The 25,278-nt window shown below is 73.2% G+C and carries 23 protein-coding genes; 12 read left to right on the top strand and 11 right to left on the bottom strand.

Annotation, left to right across the window (positions count from 1 at the left end):
* Positions 1–39: 39 nt before the first annotated feature.
* Entirely contained in the window at positions 40–3,525 is a 3,486-nt protein-coding gene (locus tag KDY119_RS07845) for an AfsR/SARP family transcriptional regulator (RefSeq protein ID WP_153022162.1), read from the top strand.
* 55 nt (positions 3,526–3,580) lie between these two features.
* Here the strand turns inward: KDY119_RS07845 and KDY119_RS07850 are convergent, their stop codons facing one another.
* From KDY119_RS07850 to KDY119_RS07870, 5 genes are all read right to left on the bottom strand, one after another.
* Positions 3,581–4,420: an ABC transporter permease gene (locus KDY119_RS07850; RefSeq protein ID WP_036950479.1), complete on the bottom strand. Its 840-nt coding sequence runs from the start codon at positions 4,418–4,420 to the stop codon at positions 3,581–3,583.
* Positions 4,417–5,460 carry an ATP-binding cassette domain-containing protein gene (locus KDY119_RS07855; RefSeq protein WP_051136583.1) on the bottom strand — a complete coding sequence of 348 codons (1,044 nt, stop codon included), beginning with the start codon at positions 5,458–5,460 and terminating at the stop codon, positions 4,417–4,419. Before KDY119_RS07855 ends, KDY119_RS07850 begins: the two co-directional genes overlap by 4 nt.
* Positions 5,461–5,676: 216 nt before the next feature.
* Entirely contained in the window at positions 5,677–6,663 is a 987-nt protein-coding gene (locus KDY119_RS07860) for a COX15/CtaA family protein (RefSeq protein ID WP_036950476.1), read from the bottom strand.
* A 67-nt stretch (positions 6,664–6,730) separates the two neighbouring features.
* Positions 6,731–7,525: an ABC transporter permease gene (locus KDY119_RS07865; RefSeq protein ID WP_153022163.1), complete on the bottom strand. Its 795-nt coding sequence runs from the start codon at positions 7,523–7,525 to the stop codon at positions 6,731–6,733.
* Positions 7,522–8,430 carry an ABC transporter ATP-binding protein gene (locus KDY119_RS07870; RefSeq protein WP_036951172.1) on the bottom strand — a complete coding sequence of 303 codons (909 nt, stop codon included), beginning with the start codon at positions 8,428–8,430 and terminating at the stop codon, positions 7,522–7,524. The genes KDY119_RS07865 and KDY119_RS07870 overlap by 4 nt, the downstream gene beginning before the upstream one ends.
* Before the next feature lie 252 nt (positions 8,431–8,682).
* On the opposite strand from KDY119_RS07870, the gene KDY119_RS07875 reads away from it, so the two are divergent.
* From KDY119_RS07875 to KDY119_RS07915, 9 genes are all read left to right on the top strand, one after another.
* Positions 8,683–9,447 carry a helix-turn-helix transcriptional regulator gene (locus KDY119_RS07875; protein WP_051136582.1) on the top strand — a complete coding sequence of 255 codons (765 nt, stop codon included), beginning with the start codon at positions 8,683–8,685 and terminating at the stop codon, positions 9,445–9,447.
* Positions 9,444–10,877: a Fe-S cluster assembly protein SufB gene (gene sufB, locus KDY119_RS07880; RefSeq protein ID WP_036950475.1), complete on the top strand. Its 1,434-nt coding sequence runs from the start codon at positions 9,444–9,446 to the stop codon at positions 10,875–10,877. The genes KDY119_RS07875 and sufB overlap by 4 nt, the downstream gene beginning before the upstream one ends.
* Before the next feature lie 81 nt (positions 10,878–10,958).
* On the top strand, positions 10,959–12,182 hold the full coding sequence (sufD, locus tag KDY119_RS07885) for a Fe-S cluster assembly protein SufD (RefSeq protein WP_036950473.1): 1,224 nt from the start codon (positions 10,959–10,961) through the stop codon (positions 12,180–12,182).
* Entirely contained in the window at positions 12,179–12,517 is a 339-nt protein-coding gene (locus tag KDY119_RS07890; protein WP_036950472.1) for a non-heme iron oxygenase ferredoxin subunit, read from the top strand. The genes sufD and KDY119_RS07890 overlap by 4 nt, the downstream gene beginning before the upstream one ends.
* A gap of 37 nt (positions 12,518–12,554) precedes the next feature.
* Entirely contained in the window at positions 12,555–13,319 is a 765-nt protein-coding gene (gene sufC, locus KDY119_RS07895; RefSeq protein ID WP_036950471.1) for a Fe-S cluster assembly ATPase SufC, read from the top strand.
* A gap of 1 nt (position 13,320) precedes the next feature.
* Positions 13,321–14,655, top strand: a complete 1,335-nt coding sequence (locus KDY119_RS07900) for a SufS family cysteine desulfurase (protein ID WP_036950470.1) — start codon at positions 13,321–13,323, stop codon at positions 14,653–14,655.
* Positions 14,655–15,185, top strand: a complete 531-nt coding sequence (gene sufU / locus KDY119_RS07905) for a Fe-S cluster assembly sulfur transfer protein SufU (RefSeq protein ID WP_051136581.1) — start codon at positions 14,655–14,657, stop codon at positions 15,183–15,185. Before KDY119_RS07900 ends, sufU begins: the two co-directional genes overlap by 1 nt.
* Positions 15,182–15,550, top strand: a complete 369-nt coding sequence (locus KDY119_RS07910) for a metal-sulfur cluster assembly factor (RefSeq protein ID WP_051136580.1) — start codon at positions 15,182–15,184, stop codon at positions 15,548–15,550. Before sufU ends, KDY119_RS07910 begins: the two co-directional genes overlap by 4 nt.
* A gap of 107 nt (positions 15,551–15,657) precedes the next feature.
* Positions 15,658–16,527 carry an IS5 family transposase gene (locus KDY119_RS07915; RefSeq protein WP_227994566.1) on the top strand — a complete coding sequence of 290 codons (870 nt, stop codon included), beginning with the start codon at positions 15,658–15,660 and terminating at the stop codon, positions 16,525–16,527.
* 73 nt (positions 16,528–16,600) lie between these two features.
* Here the strand turns inward: KDY119_RS07915 and KDY119_RS07920 are convergent, their stop codons facing one another.
* Both KDY119_RS07920 and KDY119_RS07925 read right to left on the bottom strand, forming a co-directional pair.
* Positions 16,601–18,418 carry a chitinase gene (locus KDY119_RS07920; protein ID WP_153022164.1) on the bottom strand — a complete coding sequence of 606 codons (1,818 nt, stop codon included), beginning with the start codon at positions 18,416–18,418 and terminating at the stop codon, positions 16,601–16,603.
* A 17-nt stretch (positions 18,419–18,435) separates the two neighbouring features.
* Positions 18,436–19,431, bottom strand: coding sequence for a hypothetical protein (locus KDY119_RS07925; RefSeq protein ID WP_153022165.1), 996 nt, complete (start codon positions 19,429–19,431; stop codon positions 18,436–18,438).
* 127 nt (positions 19,432–19,558) lie between these two features.
* On the opposite strand from KDY119_RS07925, the gene KDY119_RS07930 reads away from it, so the two are divergent.
* A complete protein-coding gene (locus KDY119_RS07930) occupies positions 19,559–20,857 on the top strand; it encodes an Nramp family divalent metal transporter (RefSeq protein ID WP_083890856.1) in 1,299 nt (432 codons plus the stop codon).
* 12 nt (positions 20,858–20,869) lie between these two features.
* Here the strand turns inward: KDY119_RS07930 and ypfJ are convergent, their stop codons facing one another.
* Complete coding sequence (gene ypfJ / locus KDY119_RS07935; RefSeq protein WP_036951160.1) at positions 20,870–21,745, bottom strand: KPN_02809 family neutral zinc metallopeptidase; 876 nt, start codon at positions 21,743–21,745, stop codon at positions 20,870–20,872.
* An 87-nt stretch (positions 21,746–21,832) separates the two neighbouring features.
* Here ypfJ and KDY119_RS07940 point away from each other — a divergent pair, with 87 nt between their 5' ends.
* Complete coding sequence (locus KDY119_RS07940; protein WP_153022166.1) at positions 21,833–23,431, top strand: ABC-F family ATP-binding cassette domain-containing protein; 1,599 nt, start codon at positions 21,833–21,835, stop codon at positions 23,429–23,431.
* Here the strand turns inward: KDY119_RS07940 and KDY119_RS07945 are convergent.
* Genes KDY119_RS07945 through KDY119_RS07955 form a run of 3 tightly spaced genes read right to left on the bottom strand, consistent with a single transcriptional unit; the run spans position 23,404 to position 25,123 of the window.
* Positions 23,404–24,420: an SURF1 family cytochrome oxidase biogenesis protein gene (locus KDY119_RS07945; protein ID WP_153022167.1), complete on the bottom strand. Its 1,017-nt coding sequence runs from the start codon at positions 24,418–24,420 to the stop codon at positions 23,404–23,406. The genes KDY119_RS07940 and KDY119_RS07945 overlap by 28 nt on opposite strands.
* Positions 24,417–24,677 carry a hypothetical protein gene (locus tag KDY119_RS07950; protein ID WP_036950463.1) on the bottom strand — a complete coding sequence of 87 codons (261 nt, stop codon included), beginning with the start codon at positions 24,675–24,677 and terminating at the stop codon, positions 24,417–24,419. Before KDY119_RS07950 ends, KDY119_RS07945 begins: the two co-directional genes overlap by 4 nt.
* Positions 24,674–25,123 carry a DUF3099 domain-containing protein gene (locus KDY119_RS07955; RefSeq protein ID WP_194174380.1) on the bottom strand — a complete coding sequence of 150 codons (450 nt, stop codon included), beginning with the start codon at positions 25,121–25,123 and terminating at the stop codon, positions 24,674–24,676. The genes KDY119_RS07950 and KDY119_RS07955 overlap by 4 nt, the downstream gene beginning before the upstream one ends.
* Between the last annotated feature and the right edge of the window lie 155 nt (positions 25,124–25,278).

Consider the following 25,278-nt stretch of genomic DNA (forward strand, 5'->3'; position numbering starts at 1 on the left):
TACCGACGGTGTGCGCCGTGCGCCGCTAGGGTGGTCGTCGTGCCGGGCACCCCTCCCTCTTCGGACGCCGTCGACATGACGGCCGCCGTGCCGGCGCACCCTTGCGACGCGGCGGTCCTCGGTGCCGTCCAGGCCAGGGGAGCCGACGGCACCCTCGTCGCGCCGGGCGGCGTGCGCTCCCGCGAGCTGCTCGTGGCGCTCGTGCTCGCGCACGGGCGCCCGGTCTCGTCGCGAGCGCTGCTCGACGACCTGTGGTGGGACCACGACGACCTCGCCGACCCGCGTGCCGCGCTCCAGACCCTCGTCTCGCGCACCCGGCGGATCGTCGCGCCCGGCCTCGTGAGCTCGGGGCCCGCGGGCTACGCGTGGTCGGGGAGCAGCGACCTCGCGGCCGCCCGGAGCACGCTCGAGGCCGCAACGGCTGGGCTCGCCGCGGACGACGCCGGCGCGGCGCTCGCGGCGGCGCGCGCCGGTCTGGCGCTCTGGCGTGGCGAGCCCGGAGCTGATCTGAGCCCTGGCTCCCCGCTCGCCGACGCTCTCGCAGGCGAGGCCGGCCGCCTCGCCGGGGCGCTCGAGGAGGCCCTCCTCGCGGCCCTGGTCGCGGCCGGCGAGGACGAGGAGGCGGTCGCGCTTGCGGGCCGCCGGCTCGCTGCCCTGCCCTCCGACGAGGCGGCCTGCCTGGCGTACATGACCGCAGCCGCCCGCCTGGGCCGCGTGAACGACGCGCTGCGCGCGTTCGCGGGGCTGCGGGAGGCGCTCGCGGACGAGCTGGGCGCCGACCCGGGCGCAGGCGTCGTCGAGCTGCACGAGCGGCTCCTGCGCGGAGAGGTGCCGGGCGCTTCCGGCGTGGGCTCGGCGCCGCCCGCACCCCCGGGGCCGGCGAAGACCGACGCGAACGGCGCGACTCACGTGGCGTCCGACGGCCCCCGGCCAGCTCCGTCCCTCACGGTCGGCCTGCGTGCCGCGCCCAACCCGCTGGTGGGACGTGACGGCGACGTCCTGGCGCTCGAGGAGGCGCTGGGACGCTCCCGCCTCGTGACCGTGCTCGGCCCGGGAGGACTCGGCAAGACACGCATCGCCCAGGAGCTCGCGCATCGCGCCGCGGGGCGCGGTGAGCCGGTCGCCGTGGTCGAGCTCGCGAGCGTGCGCACCGACGACGACGTCGAGCTCGCTCTGGCCACGACGCTCGGGGTCCGGGACGTCCAGGGTTCCCAACGGCTCGGTGACGGCATCCCGCGCCCCGACACGCGCGCGCGCATCCTCGACCGTCTTCGCGCGCCGGGGACCCTCGTCGTGCTCGACAACTGCGAGCACGTGCTCGACGGTGCCGCCGCGTGGGTCGCCGACGCGCTCGCGGAGACGTCCGTGCGGGTGCTCACGACGAGCCGTGCCCCGCTCGCGCTGGCCGCGGAGACGGTCCTTCCGCTACCGCCGCTCGCCAGTCGGGCCGCCCTGGAGGGGACGGCCGGCGCGCCCGACGCGGGACCCGCGGTCGTCCTCTTCGAGCAGCGCGCCAGGGCGGCGCGACCGGAGGCGCCGCTGCCCCGCGACGTCGTCGAGCGGCTGTGTGACCGCCTCGACGGGCTGCCGCTCGCGATCGAGCTCGCTGCGGCGCGGGTGCGGTCGATGTCCGTGGTCGAGATCGAGCGGCGGCTGGCGTCCCGCTTCGCACTCCTGACCTCCGGCGACCGCGCCGCACCCGAACGCCACCGCACGCTGCGTGCCGTGATCGAGTGGAGCTGGAACCTTCTGGGTACCGCCGAGCAGGCGCTCCTGCGGAGGGCGTCCGTCTTCCCGGGGACATTCGGTTCCGAGACGGTCGAGGCCGTCACCGCCGCGGTGGACGGGCGTGCGAGCGACCCGACCGCGCTCGGGACGCTCGACGACCTCGACGGGCTCGTCGGGCAGTCGATGCTGGTCGTGGTCGACGACCCGGCCGCCGGGACGACCCGGTACCGCATGCTCGAGACCGTCCGTGAGTTCGGCGGGCTCGAGCTGGAGCGCGCCCGGGAGGGCGAGGCCGTGCGCGAGGCTGTGTACGCGTGGGCTACTGCGCTGGGGCACGACCTGGGTGGGCGGCTGGCCGGCCACGAGCAGCTCGAGACCATGCGGCGCGTCCGTGCCGAGCAGGACATCCTCGTGCAGGTGATCCGCTGGGCGATCGAGGACAGGCGGCGCGACGTCCTCGGGCCGGTCTTCGCGCTCCTGGGGCACTTCTGGATGCTGCGCGGGCAGTTTGTCGAGGCGGTCTCGTTCGGGCTCGACGTCGCCGACGTGTTCGTCGGGCACGAGCCGACCGCCGAGGACGCCAGCGACCTCGCCTGGGTGTACTTCGCGGCGGGCTCGCCGATCGCGGTCGTCCTCGACCGAGCACGGTCGGTCCGCTCGTCGGCCCGGCTGCGACGTCTGGCCCGCAGCGGGCTCCCGCTCGCGCCCGAGGCCCGCTCGTTCGTGGAGCTCGCGGTCGGCGTCGGCGACCTCGCTTCGTTCCCGGCGCTGCTCGAGCGTCAGCGCGAGGACGACGACTGGACCGTGTCGATGATCGCGCACGTCATGTCTGCGCAGATCGGCGAGAACATGGGCGAACTCGGCACCGCGGAGGGGTACGCCCGGCGCGCCTACGAGATCGCGACGCAGCACGGAGACGCCTGGGGCGCGGCGATGGCCACCCAGAGCCTCGCTGAGATCGCCGCCGAGTCGGGGCGACCGGAGGACGCGCTGCGCTGGGTCGAGATCACCCGAGCCGGGATCGCAGGCCTCGACCTCGACACCGACGTCTTCATGTTCCAGGTCGGTTCGATCGAGGCGAACGCGCTCGTGGCGCTCGGCCGCGGCGACGAGGCCCGTGCCATGCTGCAGAACCTCGCCCGGACGCCCGACGATGTCGGCACGTCCTCGGTGCTGCCGGGCGCGGAGGAAGTGTTCAGTGCCTCGGACCGACGCATCATGGGCCTCGGCGGCCTGTCGCACGAGGCGTACGTGCGCGGCGACGTCCGCGAGGCCCTCGAGCTCTCCACCCTGACCTACGACGAGCTCCGCAACCAGCGGCGGGGAGGATTCCAGGGCGGCCTGGTGCAGGCCGCGAACCGGCTGGCCATGGCCGTCCTCGACGCCGAGGACGCCCGTGCGCAGGGACGCGAGCCCGCCTCGAGCGCCGACGAACGCGACGCGTGGGTGCGCGAGCTCACGACGGCGCTGCGGATCTCGCTCCGCGGCCAGGGGGCGGGCGGGTTCGTGGACCGGCCGGTGCTGGGCGCCGCGGCGCTCGCCCTCGGCTCCTACCTCTGGTCGGCCAAGCCGGACGCGGCGGATCTCGGGCTCGAGCTCGTGGCGCTCGCCGACCGGGTGAGCTCGCGCCAGGACTATGTGGTGCTCGAGCGTGCGCGTCACCGGGACGCAGCCGTGCGCGCGGTCGGCGAGGGCCCCGTCGTGGCCGCGGAGCAGCGCGCCCAGGCGTCCCCGGACCCCGTCGCGAGGATCCGTGAGATCGTCGGAGAACGGCCGTGGCGGGGGCACACCGGCTGAGCCGGGGACCCCCGCCACGGGAGGGCGGTGCAGGACGGCGGGTGCGCCGTCGGGCTCATGCCTTGCGCATGTACGCCTTCACGGTGAGGGGCGCGAAGACCGCGACGATCACGGCGGCGCCCACGAGCGAGATGACGGCGTCGTGGCCGAACGTGCCGGCGTTGGTGAGCTCCCGCACGGCCGAGACCAGGTGCGAGATCGGGTTGACCTTGACGAACCCCTGCAGCCAGCCCGGCATGGTGTCCACGTTCACGTAGGCGTTCGACAGGAACGTGAGCGGGAACAGGATGACCAGCGAGAGCCCCTGCACGCTCGAGGCCGTCCGGGCGATCACGCCGAAGAACGCGAAGATCCAGCTCACGGCCCACGAGCACGCGATCACGAGCAGGCCGGCGAGCACCACGTGACCGAGGCCGCCGTCGGGCCGGTACCCCATGACGTAGCCCATGACGAAGGTGAGCGTCGTCGCGATCGCGTAGCGCAGCGTGTCGGCGAGCAGGGCTCCCGAGAGCGGCGCGATGCGGGCGATCGGCAGCGACTTGAAGCGGTCGAACACGCCCTTGTCCATGTCCTCGCGGAGCTGGACACCCGTCACGACGGACGTCGTGATGACCGTCTGGACGAGGATGCCGGGGATCAGCGTCGGCAGGTAGCTCTTGACGTCGCCGGCGATCGCGCCGCCGAAGATGTACGAGAACATCAGCGTGAAGAGGATCGGCTGGACCGTCACGTCGATGAGCTGCTCGGGCGTGCGCTTGATCTTGAGCAGCCCGCGCGCGGCCATCGAGACGGTGTTGGCGATCGTCTGCCTGAGGCTCGTGCGGTTCTTCAGCTCGCGGTCGACGCCGGGGACGATCGTCGTGCGGTGATCGAGGGTGGGGGAGATCGTGGTCATCGCAGGGCCGCCTCTCGGGTGGTGGTCGTGGACGGGGTGGCGGCGACGTCGGGCTCGGTGCCGACCTCGGGCGCCTGTGGTTCGTCGTCGACGCCGTGGCCGGTGAGCGTGAGGAAGACCTCGTCGAGGCTCGGCTTCTGCATCGACAGCGACGCGACCTCGATGTGCGCCTCCCGCAGCCGGACGAGGAGGTCGGTGACGGCGTCGGGACCGGTCACGGGGACCGTCAGTCGGCGGGCCTCGGGCGACGGCGTGGCGGGGACGCCGAAGGTCGTCTCGGCGAGCGTCATCGCGGGAGCGAGGTCCTCCGGGCTGACGAGACCGACCTGCAGCGACTGGCTGCCGACGGTGTCCTTGAGCTCGTCCGACGTCCCCTCCGCGACGACGCGGCCGCGGTCGATCACCGCGATCCGGTCCGCGAGCTGGTCCGCCTCGTCGAGGTACTGGGTGGTGAGGACGACGGTCGAGCCGGTCGCGACGAGCCCGCGGATGGTGTCCCACATCTGGGTGCGGGTGCGTGGGTCGAGGCCGGTGGTGGGCTCGTCGAGGAAGATCAGAGGCGGTTGCGCGATGAGGCTCGCTGCGAGGTCGAGCCGGCGGCGCATGCCGCCGGAGAAGTTCTTCAGCGGGCGCTTCGCCGCCTCGGTCAGGCCGAACGCCTCGAGGAGCTCGGTGCTCTTGCGCCTCGACTGGGCGCGGGACAGCCCATTGAGCCGGCAGAACAGCATGAGGTTCTCGGTGGCGCTGAGCGCCTCGTCGACGGACGCGTACTGGCCCGTCACGCCGATGAGCTGACGGACGACGAACGCCTCGCGCTGCACGTCGTGCCCGAAGATCCGGGCCTCGCCGCCGTCCGGGCGCAGCAGCGTCGCGAGCATGCGGATGGTGGTGGTCTTGCCGGCGCCGTTCGGGCCGAGGACGCCGTAGACCGTGCCGGTGCGGACCGACAGGTCGACGCCGTCGACGGCACGGTTGTCGCCGAAGACCTTGACGAGACCGCTGGCCTCGACGGCCCAGTCTCCGGTGCTGCGGGTGGTCATGCCTACCTCCTGGGTGCGGGAACGTGCCCAGCATCGTCGGAGGTGCTTTCACGGCGCTGTCATGTCGCTGACGGGGGTGTGCCGAGGACGCCGCGGGCGTGGCAGCACCGCCCGGCGTACGCCCCGCCCGCACGCCCGTCGGAGGTCTCCCGGTAGAACCGCCTCGGGCGAGTCCCGGCCGCGCCGGCTACGAGGCCGGCGTGCAAGGGCACGGCGTCAGGCCCGGGCGGGGCCTCCGTCAGGGGCGGACGCGGCGACGGGCTCGCGCTCGCGCATCGTGAGCAGGGCCCACGTCGTGGCGGCCGTGAGGCAGGCGGCGAGGAGCATGTGGATCGCGACGAGCCCGATCGGCAGACCCGTGAAGTACTGCACGTAGCCGACGACGCCCTGCACGACGACGAGCCCGAGGACGATCAGCAGGGCCCGCCGAACCCGCTGCGGAGTGGGGAAGCGGTGCGCGCGCCACAGGAGCCACGCGAGCAGGACGACGAACAGCCAGACGGCGCCGGCATGGAGCCGCGCGACGGTCTCGGGGTCGAACGGGAGGCGGTCGGCATGGACGTCGTCACCGCCGTGCGGACCGGAGCCCGTCGTGATCGTGCCGAGGGCGAGCACGGGCACCAGGACGAGGCCGAGCACGCGCGACAGCGTCCAGGTCCCCGGGTCCACGACGCGGCGGGGCGGGCCGTCGCCCTCGTCGATCCGGACGAGGAGCAGCGTCGAGAGCCACACCAGCGCCATCGAGACGAGCAGGTGCACCGCGACCATCAGCGGGGCGAGGTCCGTCAGCACGGTGATCCCGCCCAGCACGGCCTGCACCAGCACGCCGACCAGGGGGGCGACGCCGAGCCGACGGACGAAGCGCGCCCGGGTGCGCCGGCGCCAGACCAGGACGGCGGTCACGACGGCGACGACGACGAGCCCGAACGTGACCATCCGGTTCCCGAACTCGATCGCCTGGTGGTACCCGGTCGCTGCGTGCCGGACGGGGACGAAGGAGCCGGGGTGGCACTCGGGCCAGGTCTCGCAGCCGAGGCCGGAGCCGGTGAGACGGACGAAGCCACCGGTGACGATGATCGCCATCTGGCCGACGAGGTTCGCGATCACCGCGGCTCGGGTCCATCGCCCGGCGCGGTCGAGGACGCGGCCGAGCGCGCTGGTGGCGGGTGGCGCGTCGTCGCCGGTCCGGGTCGCGGTGCTCACGCGACCACGGTAAGCGACAGGGGGCTTCCCGCCGGAATCCCGGAGCTGTGAGATCGTGCGGGCGTTTTCACTGCCACCGGAACCACCGCCGCGTCGCCCAGCCGAGGACGACGGTCCACGCGAGCAGGACGAGCACCGGCCCGACGGGGACCGATCCGTCGAGGAGGGCGCCGCGCATCGCGTCGCCGAGGGCACCCGACGGCAGCAGCGCCGCGACGTGGCTCCACCCGCCGGCGAGGTGAGCCGGTGGGACCAGCACGCCGCCTGCCACGATCAGGACGACGAGCAGCAGGTTGGCGAGCGCGAGGACACCCTCGGCACGCAGCGTCCCGGCGACGAGCAGCGCGAGCGCCGTGAACGCGGCGGTGCCGAGGAGCGCCGAGACGACGGCGAGCGGGATCCCGGCCGCGTCGGGGTGCCAGCCGAGCACCAGGGCTGCGACGACCAGCACGACCGCCTGCACGACCTCGACGGCGAGCACGCCCAGCACCTTGCCGGCGAGCAGGCCGCCGCGGCCGAGCGGTGTCGTCGCCATCAGACGCAGGACCCCGTTGCGCCGGTCGAACGCCGTCGCGATGGCCTGGGAGGTGAGCGCGGTCGACATCACGGCGACGGCGAGCACGCCGGGCGTGAGGAAGTCGATCCGCGTGGCCCCCGACGTGTCGAGCTCGACGGCGTGCACGCGGTCGAGCCCGACGAGCAGGAACAGCGGGAGCAGGACGGTGACGAGGATCTGCTCGCCGTTGCGCAGGATCGCGCGGGTCTCGAACGCGGCCTGGGCGGCGATGCGGCGCCGCGTGGGCGCGGGGCCCGCGTGCGGCGCGCCCGTGTCGGGCGGCGCGGTGGCGGCGTGCGAGCTCATCGCAGGTTCCTCCCCGTGAGGTCGAGGAAGACGTCCTCGAGCGTGCGGCGTCCGACGCTGACGCGCGACGCGAGCACGTCGCGCGCCGCGAGCGCCTGCGTCAGCGCGACGAGCGTGCCGGGATCGACGACGCCCTTGGTGACGTACTGGCCAGGCGCGCGTTCGCGCAGCTCGAGGCCGGGCAGCAGGTCGGCAGGCAGCCCGGCCGGTGCCTCGAGGCGCAGGGTCTGCTCGTGCTCGCGGCCGTCGGCGCCGCCGTCGGTGACGAGCTCGCGCACGGAGCCCTGGGCGATCACCTTCCCGCGGTCGACGATCACGACGTCGTCGGCGAGCGCCTCCGCCTCGTCCATGAGGTGCGTGGTCAGAACCACCCCGACGCCGTCGGAGCGCAGCTCGGCGACGAGGTCCCAGACCGCGCGCCGGGACTGCGGGTCCATGCCGGCGCTCGGCTCGTCGAGGAAGACGAGCTCCGGCCGCCCGACGACGGCGACCGCGAGGGCGAGGCGCTGGCGCTGGCCTCCCGAGAGGCGCCGCACGGTGGTGCGGGCGAACGAGCCGAGGCCCAGACGCTCCGTCAGCTCGCCGACGTCGCGCGGGTCGGCGTACATGCGGGCGACGTGCTCGAGCATCTCGAGCGCACGGACCCCCGTGGGCAGGCCGCCGTCCTGGAGCATGACGCCGACGCGCGGGCGCAGGGCTGCGGCGTCGGCGAGGGGGTCGAGGCCCAGGACCTCGACGGTTCCGCCGTCGGGGGAGCGCAGGCCCTCGCAGCACTCGACCGTCGTGGTCTTGCCCGCGCCGTTGGGGCCGAGGACCGCGGTGACCGCGCCACGCCGTGCGACGAGGGAGAGCCCGTCGACGACGGCGGTCCCGGCGTACCGTTTGACGAGACGGTCGACGCGCAGCGCGACGTCGTCGGCGCGGGCACGGCCCGGACCGCCCTCGTGGGGCGTCGTCCGGGGGGGCGCGGCGGGGTCGGTCGCGGGGGTGCGGGACACGAGGGCCCAGTGTAGGAGGCCTGCCTGACCGTCGGGCCGCCCCGGGCGGCCGGCGAGGGGTGTTCGTCTCGTCACGTAAGGGACACCTTGCTTGCACCGCCCGATTTTGGCAACGAGAATGTTTCCTAACGTCCGGCGACAGGTGAGGGAGGTGACGGGGTGGCGACGATCCACGCCGCGGTGGCGACCGACGAGATCACTCCAACCGACGCCTCGACCCGTGAGCGGGTCCTCGCCCTCATCGCCTCCGAGGGACCGGTCAGCGCCGCGAGCCTCGCCGCCGACCTGGGTCTCACGTCGGCCGGAGTGCGCCGTCACCTGGCGTGCCTCGAGCAGGACGGCCTGATCGCCGTCCACGACGCGGGTGCGCACGGGCCGGGCAAGGCCCAGCGTGGCCGTCCCGCGCGACGCTACGTCGCGACCCGGCGCGGGCAGTCGCGCATGGCGGGCGAGTATCCCGAGCTCGCCAGCGCCGCGCTGCGGTTCCTGCGCGACCACGTCGGCACGGAGGCCGTCGAGACCTTCGCGGCCGAGCGCTTCGCCGGGATGGCCGAGCGCTACCGCGAAGGCGTCGACGCCCCCGACGTCGCCGGTCGCGTCGAGCAGCTCGCGGCCCTGCTGGCGGCCGACGGGTACGCCGCGAGCGTCCGGCCCGTCTCCGCGGGCCTGCCCGGCGCGAGCCTGCGGCTCGTCCAGCTCTGCCAGGGGCACTGCCCCGTGCAGCAGATCGCCGCCGAGTTCCCGGAGCTGTGCGAGGCGGAGGCCCAGGTCTTCACCGAGCTCCTCGGCACGCACACGCAACGCCTCGCCACGCTGGCCGCGGGCGGCCACGTGTGCACCACGAACGTCCCGGTCGTCGCCCCGGCGGCGACCGCATCCCCCACCGAGCACGTCACCCCGCCCCCCGCGGAAGGAAGCAGATGAGCGCCCCCACCCAGGAAACCCGCCGCACCGACGACGAGATCATCGCCGAGATCGGTGGCTACGGGTACGGCTGGCACGACTCCGACGACGCCGGCGCCACCGCGCGCCGCGGCCTGTCCGAGGACGTCGTCCGGAACATCTCGGAGCTCAAGCACGAGTCCGAGTGGATGCTGAAGACGCGCCTGAAGGCTCTGCGGCTCTTCGAGAAGAAGCCCATGCCGCACTGGGGTGCTGACCTGTCCGGCATCGACTTCGACTCGATCAAGTACTTCGTGCGCTCGACCGAGAAGCAGGCGGCCTCGTGGGAGGACCTGCCCCCGGACATCAAGGCCACGTACGACAAGCTCGGCATCCCGGAGGCGGAGAAGCAGCGGCTCGTCGCGGGCGTCGCCGCCCAGTACGAGTCCGAGGTCGTCTACCACCAGATCCGCGAGGACCTCGAGGAGCAGGGGGTGCTGTTCCTGGACACGGACACCGCGCTCCGCGACCACCCGGAGTTCTTCGAGGAGTACTTCGGCTCCGTCATCCCGTCGGGCGACAACAAGTTCGCCGCGCTCAACACGGCCGTCTGGTCGGGCGGTTCGTTCGTCTACGTGCCGCCGGGCGTGCACGTCGAGATCCCGCTGCAGGCCTACTTCCGGATCAACACGGAGAACATGGGCCAGTTCGAGCGGACGCTGATCATCGCGGACGAGGGCTCGTACGTGCACTACGTCGAGGGCTGCACCGCCCCGATCTACTCGTCCGACTCGCTGCACTCGGCGGTCGTCGAGATCATCGTGAAGAAGAACGCGCGCGTCCGGTACACGACCATCCAGAACTGGTCGAACAACGTGTACAACCTCGTGACCAAGCGGGCGACGGTCGCCGAGGGCGGGACCATGGAGTGGGTCGACGGCAACATCGGCTCGAAGGTCACCATGAAGTACCCGGCCGTCTACCTCATGGGCGAGCACGCCAAGGGCGAGACCCTGTCGATCGCGTTCGCCGGCGAAGGCCAGCACCAGGACACGGGCTCGAAGATGGTGCACCTCGCACCGCACACGTCGAGCTCGATCATCTCCAAGTCGGTCTCGCGCGGCGGCGGCCGCTCGTCGTACCGCGGTCTCGTGCAGGTCATGGACAGCGCGCACCACTCGAAGTCGAACGTCCTGTGCGACGCGCTGCTCGTGGACACGATCTCGCGGTCGGACACCTACCCGTACGTCGACGTGCGCGTCGACGACGTCGAGATGGGCCACGAGGCCACGGTCTCGAAGGTGAGCGAGGACCAGCTCTTCTACCTGATGTCCCGCGGGCTCGAGGAGACGGAGGCCATGGCGACGATCGTGCGCGGCTTCATCGAGCCCATCGCGCGCGAGCTGCCCATGGAGTACGCGCTCGAGCTCAACCGCCTCATCGAGCTGCAGATGGAGGGCTCGGTCGGCTGACCCCGCCCGCGGCGCCGGGCCCTCCCGGCGCCGCGCCCCCTCCGTCCCGTTCCCCGCCCTGACCCTCCGGAGCCCTTCGTCGTGACCACCTCGACCGACCTGTCCACCGACCACAGCCGCGCCCAGCTCGACGGCGCGCACAGCCACGGCGTCCCCGGCGCCGGCGTGCCCGAGCGCGACCGTGCCGAGCGCCTCACCTCGTTCGACGTCGCCGACTTCCCCGTGCCCACCGGCCGCGAGGAGGAGTGGCGCTTCACGCCGCTCGCGCGCCTGCAGCGCGTCTTCACCGCCGAGGCGTCCGACGCCCGGCTGGCGACCACCACGTCGCTGCCCGACGGCATCACGCTGACCACCCTCACGCCGGCGGAGGCTCGCGAGCGCGCCGTCCTCGCGCCCGCCGACCTCCCCGCCGCCGCCGCGTCCACCAACACCCGCGACGCCGTCCTGCTCTCCGTGCCCGCCGGTTTCACGACGGACGAGCCGGTCGTCGTCGACCTCGCGGGGGCCGGCGTGGGCGACCTCGTCTGGGGCCAGGTCCTCGTCGAGGTCGGGGCGAACGCCGAGGTCGCCGTCGTCGTCACGCACACCGGCTCCGCCACGTACTCCGCGCAGCTCAGCGTGAACGTGGCCGAGGGCGCGCACGTCACGTTCGTCTCGATCCAGGACTGGGACGACGACGCCGTGCACCTCGCGGAGAACGACCTGCGCCTGGCCAAGGACGCGACGCTCAAGCACGTCGTGATGACGTTCGGCGGCGCGCTCGTGCGCATCCCCGTGAACGCCCGCCTCGAGGGCGAGGGTGCGAACCTCGAGCTCGTCGGTGCGTACTTCACGGACGCGGGCCAGCACCAGGAGCACCGCCTGTTCGTCGACCACGCGACCCCCCGGGCCCGCTCGCGGGCCACCTACAAGGGCGCGCTGCAGGGCGAGGGTGCGCACGCGGTGTGGGTGGGCGACGTCCTGATCCGCGCCGAGGCCGAGGGCACCGACACCTACGAGCTCAACCGCAACCTCGTGCTCACGCAGGGCGCGCGCGCCGACTCGGTGCCGAACCTCGAGATCGAGACCGGCGAGATCGAGGGCGCCGGCCACGCGTCCGCGACCGGGCGCTTCGACGACGAGCAGCTCTTCTACCTGCAGTCGCGCGGCATCCCCGAGATCGAGGCACGACGCCTCGTCGTGCACGGCTTCTTCGCGGAGCTCGTCCGCGAGATCGGCGTGCCGAGCGTGGAGGAGCGCCTCCTCGCCTCGATCGAGAAGGAGCTGGCCGTGACGCCCGCCGCCGGCGAGGCGGAGCAGGCGTGACCGCACAGCTCGCGTGCCGCGTCGACGCGCTGGAGCCCGCCGAGGCTCTGCGGGTCGAGCTGCCGGGCGCCGACGGCGCGCTCGTCGAGGTCGCCGTCGTGCGTGACGAGGACGGCGACTGGCACGCGATCTCCGACGTCTGCTCGCACGGGCAGGTCTCGCTGTCCGACGGCGAGGTCGAGGGCTGCACCGTCGAGTGCTGGCTGCACGGGTCGACCTTCGACCTCGTCACCGGCCGGCCGCTGTCGCTGCCCGCGACCCGTCCCGTGCCCGTCTACCCGGTGACGGTCGACGGCGAGCAGGTGCTCGTCGACGTCGACGCCCTGGCCAACTGACCACCCAGACCGCATCACCCCCGAGGAGCCACCCCCGATGTCCACTCTTGAGATCCGCGACCTGCACGTCAGCGTCGAGACGAAGGAGGGCCCCAAGCCCATCCTCCGCGGCGTCGACCTGACGATCGGCAGCGGCGAGATCCACGCGATCATGGGCCCGAACGGCTCGGGCAAGTCGACGCTCGCGTACTCGCTCGCCGGCCACCCCAAGTACGAGGTGACGTCCGGCACCGTGACGCTCGACGGCGAGGACGTCCTCGCGATGACCGTCGACGAGCGCGCCCGCGCCGGCCTCTTCCTCGCCATGCAGTACCCGGTCGAGGTCCCCGGCGTCTCCGTGTCGAACTTCCTGCGCACGGCCAAGACCGCGATCGACGGCGAGCCCCCCGCGCTGCGCACGTGGGTCAAGGACGTGAAGTCCGCGATGGCGAACCTGCGCATGGACTCCACGTTCGCGGAGCGCTCGGTCAACGAGGGCTTCTCGGGCGGCGAGAAGAAGCGCCACGAGATCCTTCAGCTCGAGCTGCTCAAGCCGCGCTTCGCGGTGCTCGACGAGACCGACTCCGGCCTCGACGTCGACGCGTTGCGCATCGTGTCGGAGGGCGTGAACCGCGCGCACGAGGCGACCGACCTCGGCGTCCTGCTCATCACGCACTACACGCGGATCCTGCGCTACATCAAGCCCGACTTCGTGCACGTGTTCGTCGACGGCCGCGTCGCCGAGGAGGGTGGCCCGGAGCTGGCCGAGCGTCTCGAGAACGAGGGCTACGACCGCTTCCTGCCTGCCGGGACGGTTGCCTGAGATGACGACGACGTCCGCCGCGCAGGGCGCGCCCGCGCACCCGGGTGCCCGCCTGACCGACGCCGAGCTGGCGGCGGTCCGGGCGGACTTCCCGCTGCTCGGACGCACCGTGCGCGGGGGGCGTCCGCTCGTCTACCTCGACTCGGGGGCGACGAGCCAGAAGCCCGACCCGGTGCTCGACGCCGAGCAGGACTTCTACCTGCAGCGCAACGCCGCCGTGCACCGCGGCGCGCACCACCTGGCCGAGGAGGCCACGGAGGCCTTCGAGCAGGCCCGCGCGGACGTCGCGGCGTTCGTCGGGGCGGACGAGGGCGAGCTCGTGTGGACGTCCGGGGCCACGGCCGCGATCAACCTCGTCGCGTACGCGCTGGGCAACGCGACCGCGGGCCGGGGTGGTGACGCGGCCAAGCGGTTCCGGCTCGCGCCGGGCGACGAGATCGTGGTCACCGAGGCCGAGCACCACGCGAACCTCGTCCCGTGGCAGGAGCTCGCGGCACGTACGGGCGCCGTCCTGCGCTGGCTCGGGGTCGACGACTCCGGCCGTGTGCGCGTGGACCAGGCCGCCGACGTCGTGACGGAGCGCACGCGCGTGCTCGCGTTCACGCACGCCTCGAACGTCACGGGTGCGGTCACCCCGGTGGCGCCGCTCGTCGCACGTGCCCGCGAGGTCGGAGCGCTGACGGTCCTCGACGCGTGCCAGTCGGTGCCGCACCTGCCGGTCGACCTGCACGCGCTGGGCGTCGACTTCGCCGCGTTCTCGGGTCACAAGATGCTCGGCCCGACCGGCGTCGGCGCGCTCTACGGGAGGCGCGAGCTGCTCGAGGCGCTGCCGCCGTTCCTCACGGGCGGGTCGATGGTCGAGGTCGTCACCATGGCGGAGACGACGTACGCGCCGCCGCCCCAGCGGTTCGAGGCCGGCACGCAGCCCGTCGCGCAGGCCGTCGCCCTCGGCGCCGCCGCCCAGTACCTCGGCGAGCTCGGGATGGACGCCGTCGCCGCGCACGACCACGAGCTCGCACGCGAGCTCCTGAAGATCTCCGAGCTCCCGGGAGTGCGCGTGCTCGGCCCGACCGAGCCCGGCGCGGTGGGGGAGCGGCTCGCGATCGTGTCGTTCGTCGTCGACGGGGTGCACGCGCACGACGTGGGCCAGGTGCTCGACGCCGCCGGGATCGCCGTGCGGGTGGGCCACCACTGCGCGCAGCCGCTGCACCGCCGGTTCGGGGTCGCCGCGACCGCGCGCGCGTCCGCGTCCGTCTACACGACGGTCGACGAGGTCGCCGCGTTCCGGGAAGCCCTGGCGGGGGTCCGGGCGTTCTTCGGGGCGGAGGGAGCGTGATGACGAACCAGCTCGACCAGCTCTACCAGCAGGTCATCCTCGACCACGCCCGGTCGGCGCACGGCCGGGGGCTCGCGGTGGGCGACGAGAACGCCCGCTCTGCCCAGGGGGAGTCGCACCAGGTGAACCCGACCTGCGGCGACGAGGTCACGCTGCGCGTCGCCCTGTCCGGAGCCGACGACGGCGCAGCCACGGTCGAGCGGGTGACGTGGGAGGGCCAGGGCTGCTCGATCTCGCAGGCCTCGCTCTCCGTGCTGACCGACCTCGTGACGGGTCGCAGCGCCGACGAGGCCGAGCAGCTCGGGGAGACCTTCCGCGCGCTCATGGCGTCGCGCGGGCAGGGGCTCGACGAGAGCCTCGAGGACGAGCTGGGCGACGCCACGGCGTTCACCGGCGTGTCCCAGTTCCCGGCACGCATCAAGTGCGCGCTGCTCGGCTGGGCCGCGCTGCGCGACGCGCTCGCCAAGGCGGGTGCCGCGTCGGCGACGTCGGCACCCCAGACGCAGGACCTTCCGAAGGAGGACGCATGACCACCGACGCCGAGAACGTGCCGGCCGTGACGCCCGAGGCGGCCGCTGCCGCCACCCCGGCGACCGTCGAGGAGATCGAGGAGGCGCTGCGCGACGTGATCGACCCCGAGCTCGGGATCAACGTCGTCGACCTGGGCCTCATCTACGGCGTGACCGTCGACGCGAACAACCACGCCGTGATCGACATGACTCTCACGTCCGCGGCGTGCCCGCTGACCGACATGATCGAGGACCAGTCCGCGCAGGCGCTCGAGGACGTCGTCGCCGACTTCCGCGTGAACTGGGTCTGGATGCCGCCGTGGGGCCCGGAGAAGATCACCGACGACGGCCGCGAGCAGCTGCGGGCGCTGGGCTTCAACGTCTGAGAGGGCGTCTGTGAACTCGTGACCAGGGTGGGTGTGATGTCCGGTATGTGAGGAACTCCTGGTAGAAGTGGGGTTGTCGAGACCGACCGCTGCTACCAGGAGTTCGCGTGCCAGTATCCCCGAAGTGTGGTTGTTCGTCGTGCCCGGCCCACCGCGGGCGCCCGGGCACGCCGGGCCGGCGCCATTTCTACCCGTCGTCGTCGATCACGGACGCCCAGTGGGCACTGATCGAGCCTTGGTTGCCGGCGCCGGGGAACACGGGCGGCAAGGGCGGACGGGCCGAGAAGTGGGACCGGCGTCTGGTCCTGGACGCGGTCTTCTACCTGATCCGGGGCGGGATCTCCTGGCGTCAGCTACCGGCCGACTTCCCGCCGTATCAGACGGTGTATGCCCGGTTCCGGGCCTGGTCACGGGCCGGGGCATGGTGCCGGGTCTACGCCGCACTGCGTGAACGAGCCCGAGCCCGGGACGGTCGCGGGCCGTGGCCGACCGCGGCAGTGATCGACTCCCAGACCGTGCGCGGTGCCGACACCGTCCCGAACGCCTCCAGCGGGTATGACGCAGGCAAGAAGACCAAGGGCCGCAAGCGACATCTCGCGGTAGACACCGGCGGCCTCCTGCTCGCGGTGGTCGTCACGGTCGCGTCGTTGCAGGACCGTGACGGCGCGTTCCGCATCACCGCACGCCTGCGCGAGGCGTTCTCCACGATCGAGCTGGTCTGGGCCGACGGCGGGTACGCGGGCAGATTCGTCACCGACGCGAAGAAGATCTGGAACCTCGCGATCGGCGTGGTCAAACGCCCCGAGGCCGCCAAAGGCTTCGTCCTGCTCCGCCGCCGCTGGGTCGTGGAACGCACCTTCGCATGGCTGACCAAGCACCGCCGCCTCGTGCGCGACTACGAGACCCTGCCCGAGGTCCACGAAGCCATGATCTGGGCCGCATCGACCTGGCAACTGAGCCGACGCCTCACCCGCTGACCGAATTCCCAGACGCCCTCTGAGTCGGCCTTCAACGTCTGAGCGCGGGCGCCGCGTGCGTCACGGCCAGTAGTCACGGCCAGTAGGCGTCGAAGCTCTTCGCGAACTCGTCGTTGCCGTAGTGGTCCCAGTTGATCGACCACGTCATGAGGCCGCGCAGGCCCGGCCACGTGCCGTGGGTCCGGTAGCTGCCGCAGCCCGTGCCCTTCGTCAGGCAGTCGAGCGTCTTGGTCACCTCGGACGGCGCGGTGTAGCCGTTGCCGGCGTAGCTGCTGGCCGGGAGCCCGATCGCGACCTGGTCGGGGCGCAGCGCCGGGAACATGTTCGCCGTGTTGCCCGCGACCGGGAAGCCGGTGAGGAGCATGTCGGTCATCGCGATGTGGAAGTCGGCGCCGCCCATCGAGTGGTACTGGTTGTCGAGCCCCATGATCGAGCCCGAGTTGTAGTCCTGGACGTGCAGGAGCGTGAGGTCGTTCCGCAGCGCGTAGATGACCGGGAGGTAGGCGCCGCAGCGCGGGTTCTGCCCGCCCCAGGGGCCCGAGCCGTAGTACTGGTACCCGTTCTGCACGAAGAACGTCTCCGGCGCCATCGTCAGCACGAAGCCCGCGCCGTACTTCGCCTTGAGCGTCTTGAGTGCGGAGATCAGGTTGACGATGACGGGGGTCGTGGGGTTCTTGAAGTCCGGGTCCCCGGTGTTCAGGGACAGCGAGTGGCCCTCGAAGTCGATGTCCACGCCGTCGAGCCCGTAGGTGTCGATGATCGAGCTCACCGAGCTGACGAACGCGTCACGGGCGGCCGTCGTCGTGAGCTGGACCTGTCCGTTCGCGCCGCCGACGGACAGCAGGACCTTCTTGCCGGCGGCGCGCTTCGCCGCGATGGCGGCCTTGAAGTCCGCGACGGACTCGACGTCGGCGCACTCGGTCTGTGGGCAGAGCGAGAAGTGGATCTCGCCCGACGTCGCAGACGTCGGCTCGCCGAACGCGAGGTCGATGATGTCCCAGCTGTCGGGGACGTCGGCCATGCGCATGTACCCGGCACCGTTCGCGAACGACGCGTGCAGGTAGCCGACCAGGGCGTGCGTCGGGAGGCCCCCGGCGGGCGGCGTGGTGCTGCCGCTCGCGGTGGTGGCGCTCACGGCGGACGACCTCGCGGACTCGCCCGCGGCGTTGGTCGCGGAGACCTGGAAGGAGTACGCGGTCGACGCGGTCAGGCCGGTCACCGTGGTCGACGTCGACGTCACCGAGGCGACCCTGGTGCCGTCGCGGTAGACGGTGTAGCCGGTCGCGCCGGTGACGGCCGTCCACGACAGGGGGACCGTCGTGGTCGTCGGTGCGCCCGCGGTGAGGCCCGCGGGCACGGCCGGGACCCCGGGCGTCGTCGAACCGCCGCCGGACGGGCCGACGAGGCTGACGTCATCGGCGAGGAACGCGGGCTGTCCGTACCAGCCGTGCAGGAAGACCGTCGCGGACGTGGCGGTCGACGACGTCGTGAACGTGAGGCTGAGCTTCTGCCACGTGGAGGCTGACGGCGTCCACGTGGTCGCTGCCTGGGCGGTCGCGCCGCTCTCGCCGAGGTACACGTACGAGCCCTGGACCCACGCGCTCAGCGTGTAGGTGGAGCCCGGCTGGACCGACACGGTCTGGGAGCACTGCGCGCTGTCGAGACCCGACGGTGTGGCGCGGAGGGCGCCGCTGCCGCGGGAGCGGCGAGCGCCACGGCCGCGAGGAGCGGGATCGCAAGCAGGGCCGCCGCTCTGACCAGTCTCGAGTGCCGGGGGAGTGCGGGGCGCATGGTCGCTCCTGTCGTCGACGGTGGGGACGAGGAAACCGTCGGACGAGTGGCGGCCATGGGTCAATGGGGGGCGACCACACCGTCGGGATGTGCCGAACACGTACGCGCGTCCGATGCCTACGCCCTGTCGGGACCCGATGGGCCGTCGGGGCGTCGGCGGGCGGCACGTCGGAGCCGCCGGGCTGCGGCGGCCGCTTCCTGCGCGGCGGCGACGTCCTCCTCGCGGCGAGCGACGTCACGAGCGGAGTCCTCCGAGGCCGCGCGTGCTCGGTCGGCGTCGGCGGCGCGGGCTGCGCGCGCCGGACGCAGGCGGGCGAGCTCCGCCTCGAGCGCGGCGACCGCCGCGTCCGCCTGTTCGAGAGCGTCCGTGGCCGTGTCCAGGGTCGCCTGACGCTCGTCGTGGGTCGCGCGCGCCGCGTCGAGCGCCTCCTCCGCGCGGTCGAGCGACTCCTCGGCCTCCGCCACCGCCTCCTCGCTGGCGTCCGCCTCTTCCACAGCGTCATGACCGCTCCCGTCCGGGGCGGGCACGCGAGGTACCCGTGTCCGCGCGTCGGGCACCGGCGGGCCCGCCTCCAGCTCGACCGGCTCACCCGACTCGTCGACGAGCCCGAAGCCGACGTGCTCGAGGCCACGCGACAGGCGGCCCGCGCGCACGGCGCCGGCGGCGCCCGGGTCCGCGACGGCGGCCACGAACGTGTCACGCACCGTGCGCAGCGCCGCGTCCGTCAGGGGTCGCCCGCCGGGGCGCACGCCGTCCGCGACGCCGTCGAGCAGGGCGTCCAGGACCCGGCGGCGCTCGCGGTCGAGGGCGACGAGGCGCTCCCGGTCGCGCTGCGCCGTCGCGTCGCGCAGCGCGTCGCCGATCGCCAGCACCGCGGCCACGGCGTGCGGCACGGTCCGGACGGCCCGGTTCACGGCCCAGGCGCCGACCGTCGGCTTGGGCAGCCCACCGAGCCGGCGGCCGAGCGCCCGGTCGCCGGCGGCCCGCGCCTCACGCGCCGCCGCGTCACGCGCGGCGACGAACTCGTCGAGAGGGAGCCCGTACAGCCGGTCGGCGAGGTCGGCGGGCACGGCGCCGTCCGGCGCGTCGGGCGACGGCTCGTCGGAGCTCATGCTCCCAGCCTGCTCCGGCAGCGGCGTCCGGTCCTGACGGGCGAGCGAGGGTAGCCGAGCAGCTCCTTGCTCGCAGCGTGAGTTCGGCCGTGCGAACTTTGCTCTGTCGTAGCCCTAAGATTGACCCATGACGGAGGAGACCGGCGTCCAGACGCCCACCAGCGCCGCCACCGACTCCACCGAGCGGCACACCCGGCACTCGCTCGGGCGCGGCCTCCTGCCCCTCCTCGGCCCTGCGTTCGTCGCCGCGATCGCCTACGTCGACCCCGGCAACGTGGCGGCGAACATCACCTCGGGGGCGCGCTACGGCTACCTGCTCGTGTGGGTGCTGGTGCTCGCGAACGCGATGGCCGTGCTCGTCCAGTACCAGTCCGCGCGGCTCGGGATCGTCACGGGCCGCTCCCTGCCCGAGCTCCTCGGCGAGCGGCTGCCCCGAGGCCGGCGGATCGCGTTCTGGATCCAGGCGGAGGTCGTGGCCGCAGCGACGGACGTCGCCGAGGTCATCGGGGGAGCGATCGCGCTGAACCTGCTGTTCGGCCTGCCCCTCGTCGTCGGCGGCGTGATCGTCGGTGTCGTCTCGCTCGGGCTCCTCGCCGTCCAGGGGCGTGGCCAGCGCCGGTTCGAGGCCGCCGTGGTCGCGCTGCTCGCCGTGATCACGATCGGCTTCGTCACCGCGTTGTTCGTCGCGCCCCCCGACGGGGGAGCGGTCCTCGGCGGGCTCGTGCCGCGCTTCGCCGGGACCGACTCCGTCGTGGTGGCCGCCTCCATGCTCGGCGCCACCGTGATGCCGCACGCCATCTACCTGCACTCGGCCCTCGCGCGCGACCGGCACTCGCGAGGCGCTGCGACCGGTCCCGACGCGACGCCCGCCGACCATCGCCGCACCCGTCGCCTGCTGGGCGCGACCCGGTGGGACGTCGTCGGGGCCCTCGTGCTCGCCGGCGCCGTCAACGTCGCCCTGCTCCTGGTCGCGGCCGCCAACCTCCAGGGCGCGGACGGCACCGACACCATCGAGGGCGCGCACGCCGCGATCACGGCCGCGCTCGGACCCACCGTGGGCGTCGTCTTCGCGGTGGGGCTGCTCGCCTCCGGGCTCGCCTCGACGTCCGTCGGCGCCTATGCAGGCGCCGTCATCATGGGCGGGCTGCTGCGCGTGCGCGTCCCGCTCGCGGCGCGACGCGTCGTGACGCTCATCCCCGCGCTCGTGCTCCTCGCCGGTGGCGTCGAGCCGACCTGGGCGCTGGTGCTGAGCCAGGTCGTCCTGAGCTTCGGGATCGCGTTCGCGCTCGTCCCGCTGCTGTGGCTCACCGGGCGGCGCGACGTCATGGGCCAGTACGCCGACGGGGCCTGGATGCGCGTCGGCGGCTGGACCTGCGCCGTCCTGATCGTCGGCCTCAACGTGGCGCTGCTCGTCCTCGGGATCTGACGAGCGCGCCGCTCAGAGCCGCTCGGTGAGGATCCGCGCGCACTGGTCGTACTGCCCGCTCTGGTACCCGAGGCGGAACGCCGCGTCGCGCTGCGCGCTCGAGCCGTGGGTCCACGAGTCCGGGTCGACCTGGCCGGTCGCAGCCTGCTGGATCCGGTCGTCGCCGACGGACGCCGCGGCCGACAGCGCGTCGGCGATGTCCTGCTCCGTGAGCGGCTCGAGGAACGTGGTCCCCGACGCGTCGAGCGTGGTCGCCGCGCCCCGGGCCCACATCCCGCCCAGGCAGTCCGCCATGAGCTCGGTGCGCACCGAGCCCTCGCCCGCCCCGACCTGCTGGCCCCCGGACCGGTCGAGCACCCCGGTGAGGTCCTGGACGTGGTGCCCCACCTCGTGCGCGACGACGTACTCCTGCGCGAGCGGGCCGCCGCTCGACCCGTACTGGCTCGTGAGCTGGTCGAAGAAGCCGACGTCCAGATACACGGTCTGGTCGGACGGGCAGTAGAACGGCCCTGTCGCGGAGCTGGCGGTACCGCACGGCGACGAGGTGGAGCCGCTGAAGCTCACGGCCGTCGGCTCGGTGTACCGGACGCCCGTCTGGGCCGGGAGCGTCTGTGTCCAGTAGGAGTCGAGGGACTCGACCGTGGCGACGTAGCGGCACTCCGCGCTCTGGTTCGCGTCCGCGCCCGTGAGGCACGTCGAGGCGGCCTGGGCGTTCGCCGACTGGTCCTGGTCGGTGAGCGACGACAGGTCCAGCGTGCCCGTCCCGGTGAGCGCGGCGAACAGCGCGACGAGGAGCGCGCCGATCCCGCCGCCGACAGCGACACCCTTGCCGGGTCCGCGCCGCTGCACGCGGTCCGGGTCGAGCTGGGACCCGCTGTTGAACGTCATGGGACCACGGTAGGACGGCGTGACGCGCATCACCTGCCCGGCATTCGCTTCGTGGCGTTCCGGGCCGCGCCCGTAGGATGGTCCGTCGTGATCTCAGCCCAGAACGTCGAGCTGCGCGTCGGCGCACGCGTCCTCCTCGAGGACGCCTCTTTCCGCGTCGGCCCCGGCGACCGTGTCGGGCTGGTGGGCCGCAACGGCGCCGGCAAGACGACCCTGACCAAGACGCTCGCGGGCGAGACCCAGCCGACCGGCGGCCAGATCGTCCGGTCGGGCGACGTCGGCTACCTCCCCCAGGACCCGCGCAGCGGCGACCTCGACCAGCGCGCCATGGACCGTGTCCTGTCGGCGCGGGGCCTCGACGACCTCGTCCGCCGCATGCGCGAGACCGAGGGCGAGATGGCGAGCGCGGACACCGACACGATGGTGGCGGCCCTCGACCGGTACCCGAAGCTCGAGGCCCGGTTCCTCGCCGCGGGCGGGTACGCGGCCGAGTCCGAGGCCGAGCGCATCACCGCGAACCTGGGCCTCGACGAGCGGATCCTCAACCAGCCGATGCGGACCCTGTCGGGTGGCCAGCGCCGCCGGATCGAGCTCGCGCGGATCCTGTTCTCCGGCGTCGACACGCTGCTGCTGGACGAGCCCACGAACCACCTCGACGCGGACTCGATCATCTGGCTGCGCGACTACCTCAAGTCCTACTCGGGCGGCTTCGTCGTGATCAGCCACGACGTCGAGCTGCTCCGCGCCACCGTCAACCGCGTGCTCTACCTCGACGCGAACCGGTCGGTCATCGACACGTACGCGATGGGCTGGGACGCCTACCTGCAGCAACGCGAGTCGGACGAGCGCCGTCGTCGCCGAGAGCGCGCCAACGCGGAGAAGAAGGCCGGCGCCCTCATGGCGCAGGCCGAGAAGATGCGCGCCAAGGCCACCAAGGCCGTCGCTGCCCAGAACATGATCCGGCGCGCGGAGAAGATGCTCGGCTCGCTCGAGGGGGAACGCGTGAGCGACAAGGTCGCGCACCTGCGGTTCCCGACGCCGGCGCCCTGCGGCAAGACCCCGCTCACCGCGTCGGGCCTGTCGAAGGCCTACGGGTCGCAGGAGGTCTTCACCGACGTCTCGCTCGCGATCGACCGCGGCAGCCGCGTCGTGATCCTGGGACTCAACGGCGCCGGCAAGACGACGCTCCTGCGCATGCTCGCGGGCGTCGAGAACCCGGACACCGGCGAGGTCGTGGCGGGCCACGGGCTCAAGCTCGGGTACTACGCGCAGGAGCACGACACCCTCGACCTCGACGTGAGCGTCGTGGAGAACCTGCGGCACGCCGCGCCGGACCTCACCGACACCCAGGTGCGGTCGGTCCTCGGCTCGTTCCTGTTCTCCGGGGACGACGCCGACAAGCCGACCCGGGTCCTCTCCGGCGGAGAGAAGACGCGTCTCGCGCTCGCCACGCTCGTCGTGTCGGCCGCGAACGTCCTGCTGCTCGACGAGCCGACCAACAACCTCGACCCCGCGTCCCGCGCGGAGATCCTCGGCGCGCTGCGCTCGTACGAGGGCGCCGTCGTGATGGTGACCCACGACGACGGCGCGGTCGACGCGCTCACCCCCGAGCGTGTGCTGCTGCTCCCGGACGGCGACGAGGACCTCTGGAACGACGGCTACGCGGAGCTCGTCTCCCTGGCCTGAGCGGCCGCCCCGGGCGCCGCCTCCGCGGGCGGGGCGCCGTCGCCGTCGGCCTCGCCCGAGGTCCAGCCGTCGGCCGCGAGCTGGGCGTCGACGATCGCGTCCTCCTCGTCCTCGAGGGAGACCTTGCGCGGACGGGCCGAGCGCCGTGCCGCCTCGCGCGCGGAGCGGGCGGCGTCGACGTCGTCGTACCCGGCGAGCAGGTCACCGGCGGTGAGCCGGGGTCCGCGCTCGCGGCGCCACAGCACGGCGTACGCCGCGAACATCCCGACGGCGAAGATGACCCACTGCACCGTGTACGACAGGTTGGTGTCGGGGTCGGGCGGGTCGGGCGCGGGCAAGGCCGTGATCGGGTCGGTCGCGGCGGGGGTCTCCGAGCTCATCACGCCGTACGCGGACGTCGTGCGGCCGTCGGCCCACGAGCCGCCACCCGGCGCGGCTGCGAGCACCGCCTGCGTGTTGATGGACTGGACCTGGCCGCTCGGGGCGGACTTCGTGGGTGCCGGCTCGTCGGCACGCAGCCGGGCGACGATCGTGACCTCGCCGGAGGGCGGCGCCGGGAGGTCCTCCGGTCGTTCCGCACTGGTCGAGGACAACGGCACCGTGCCGCGGTTCACGACGAGCACGACACCGTCGACGGGCGTGCCCGGAGCGTCGACCACGAACGGGACGAGCACGTGGAACACGGCCGCGCCGTCGACGGGGCGGTTGCGGAGCAGCACGGTCCGGTCGGACTCGTAACGACCGTGGACCGTGACGGAGCGCCACACGTCGTCGGCGGGCAACGGCTCGCCCGGGGCGGGAAGCAGGTCGGCGACGGGCACGGGGTCGGCGCCGTACGCCGACGTGATCTGGTCGGCCTGGGACTTGTGCAGGTCGTACCGGGACCACTGCCACTTCGCGGCGAGCAGGCAGACGGCCGCGAGCAGGACCGCCCCGATCGCGAGCACGACCCACTGCCGTCGCGTGCGGGCGCCGCGCACCTCGCTCATGCGCCTGCTCCCGCGGGGCTCTCGTCGACCCGGTCCAGCTCGTCGACCGGCACGACGTCGCGCAGGAAGCCCCGCAGCTCGAGGAACTCCGACAGGGTCGGCCGGTGCGCGTCGCAGGCGAGCCAGACCTTGCGCCGCTCCGGGGTGTGCAGCTTCGGGTTGTTCCACAGCAGCCCCCAGGACGCCGTCTCCCAGCAGCCCTTGGCACTGCAGACGAGGTCGCCGACGGCGTCGGGCCGCGGCTCTGCCCCGTTCACGCGGCGTCCCCGTGGTGGCGTGCGTGCGGTTCCTGGTCGTCGCCGCGGTCGGGCGCGTCGTCGCGAGAGTCCTGAGCGCCGTCGTCGGGCTGCTGCTCGAGCACGACGCCGGGCGCGATCGCCGGGCGCTCGGGCTCGTCGGCCGCCCCGGGGAGGTTCGGGTACTCCATGCCCACGGAGTCCGCGCTGCGGCGCTGGCCGCTCGCGTTCGCGAAGATGACGGCGGTGTACGGCAGGACGACGGCGCCCACGATGAGCACGATCCGCACGGGCCAGCTCGGGATGAGGATCGCGCCCACGAAGCACAGGACGCGGACCGTCATCTGGATGGCGTAGACGCGCATCCGGCGCGACTGCTCGTCGTGCCGTGACTCGGGGGCGGAGGTGATGGAGACGACGTCGTCGTCGTTCGCCCCGCGCGGATCGTGCCCTGGCGTCCTGCTCACCGAACCAGTCTAGGTGCGGCGGCTGGGAGCGACGGGCTTGTCGGGTTCGCACAAAACCGGTAGGGGCCGCTGGCGCGCGGCGCCAGCCCGCCGAAGGCCCAGGACGGGATAGGTTGTACGACGGCCACCACAGGTCCGGCGCCCGCGGGGCCGGA

It is taken from the genome of Luteimicrobium xylanilyticum, from assembly GCF_009429125.1.
Lineage (GTDB): Bacteria > Actinomycetota > Actinomycetes > Actinomycetales > Cellulomonadaceae > Luteimicrobium > Luteimicrobium xylanilyticum.

Coding starts and splice junctions, on each gene's coding strand:
- KDY119_RS07850 (WP_036950479.1), bottom strand. CDS start 4,420: ATGACCACGATCTCCCCCACCCTCGATCACCGCACGACGATCGTCCCC.
- KDY119_RS07855 (WP_051136583.1), bottom strand. CDS start 5,460: ATGACCACCCGCAGCACCGGAGACTGGGCCGTCGAGGCCAGCGGTCTC.
- KDY119_RS07865 (WP_153022163.1), bottom strand. CDS start 7,525: ATGAGCTCGCACGCCGCCACCGCGCCGCCCGACACGGGCGCGCCGCAC.
- sufB (WP_036950475.1), top strand. CDS start 9,444: ATGAGCGCCCCCACCCAGGAAACCCGCCGCACCGACGACGAGATCATC.
- sufC (WP_036950471.1), top strand. CDS start 12,555: ATGTCCACTCTTGAGATCCGCGACCTGCACGTCAGCGTCGAGACGAAG.
- KDY119_RS07900 (WP_036950470.1), top strand. CDS start 13,321: ATGACGACGACGTCCGCCGCGCAGGGCGCGCCCGCGCACCCGGGTGCC.
- sufU (WP_051136581.1), top strand. CDS start 14,655: ATGACGAACCAGCTCGACCAGCTCTACCAGCAGGTCATCCTCGACCAC.
- KDY119_RS07910 (WP_051136580.1), top strand. CDS start 15,182: ATGACCACCGACGCCGAGAACGTGCCGGCCGTGACGCCCGAGGCGGCC.
- KDY119_RS07925 (WP_153022165.1), bottom strand. CDS start 19,431: ATGAGCTCCGACGAGCCGTCGCCCGACGCGCCGGACGGCGCCGTGCCC.
- KDY119_RS07930 (WP_083890856.1), top strand. CDS start 19,559: ATGACGGAGGAGACCGGCGTCCAGACGCCCACCAGCGCCGCCACCGAC.
- ypfJ (WP_036951160.1), bottom strand. CDS start 21,745: ATGACGTTCAACAGCGGGTCCCAGCTCGACCCGGACCGCGTGCAGCGG.
- KDY119_RS07945 (WP_153022167.1), bottom strand. CDS start 24,420: ATGAGCGAGGTGCGCGGCGCCCGCACGCGACGGCAGTGGGTCGTGCTC.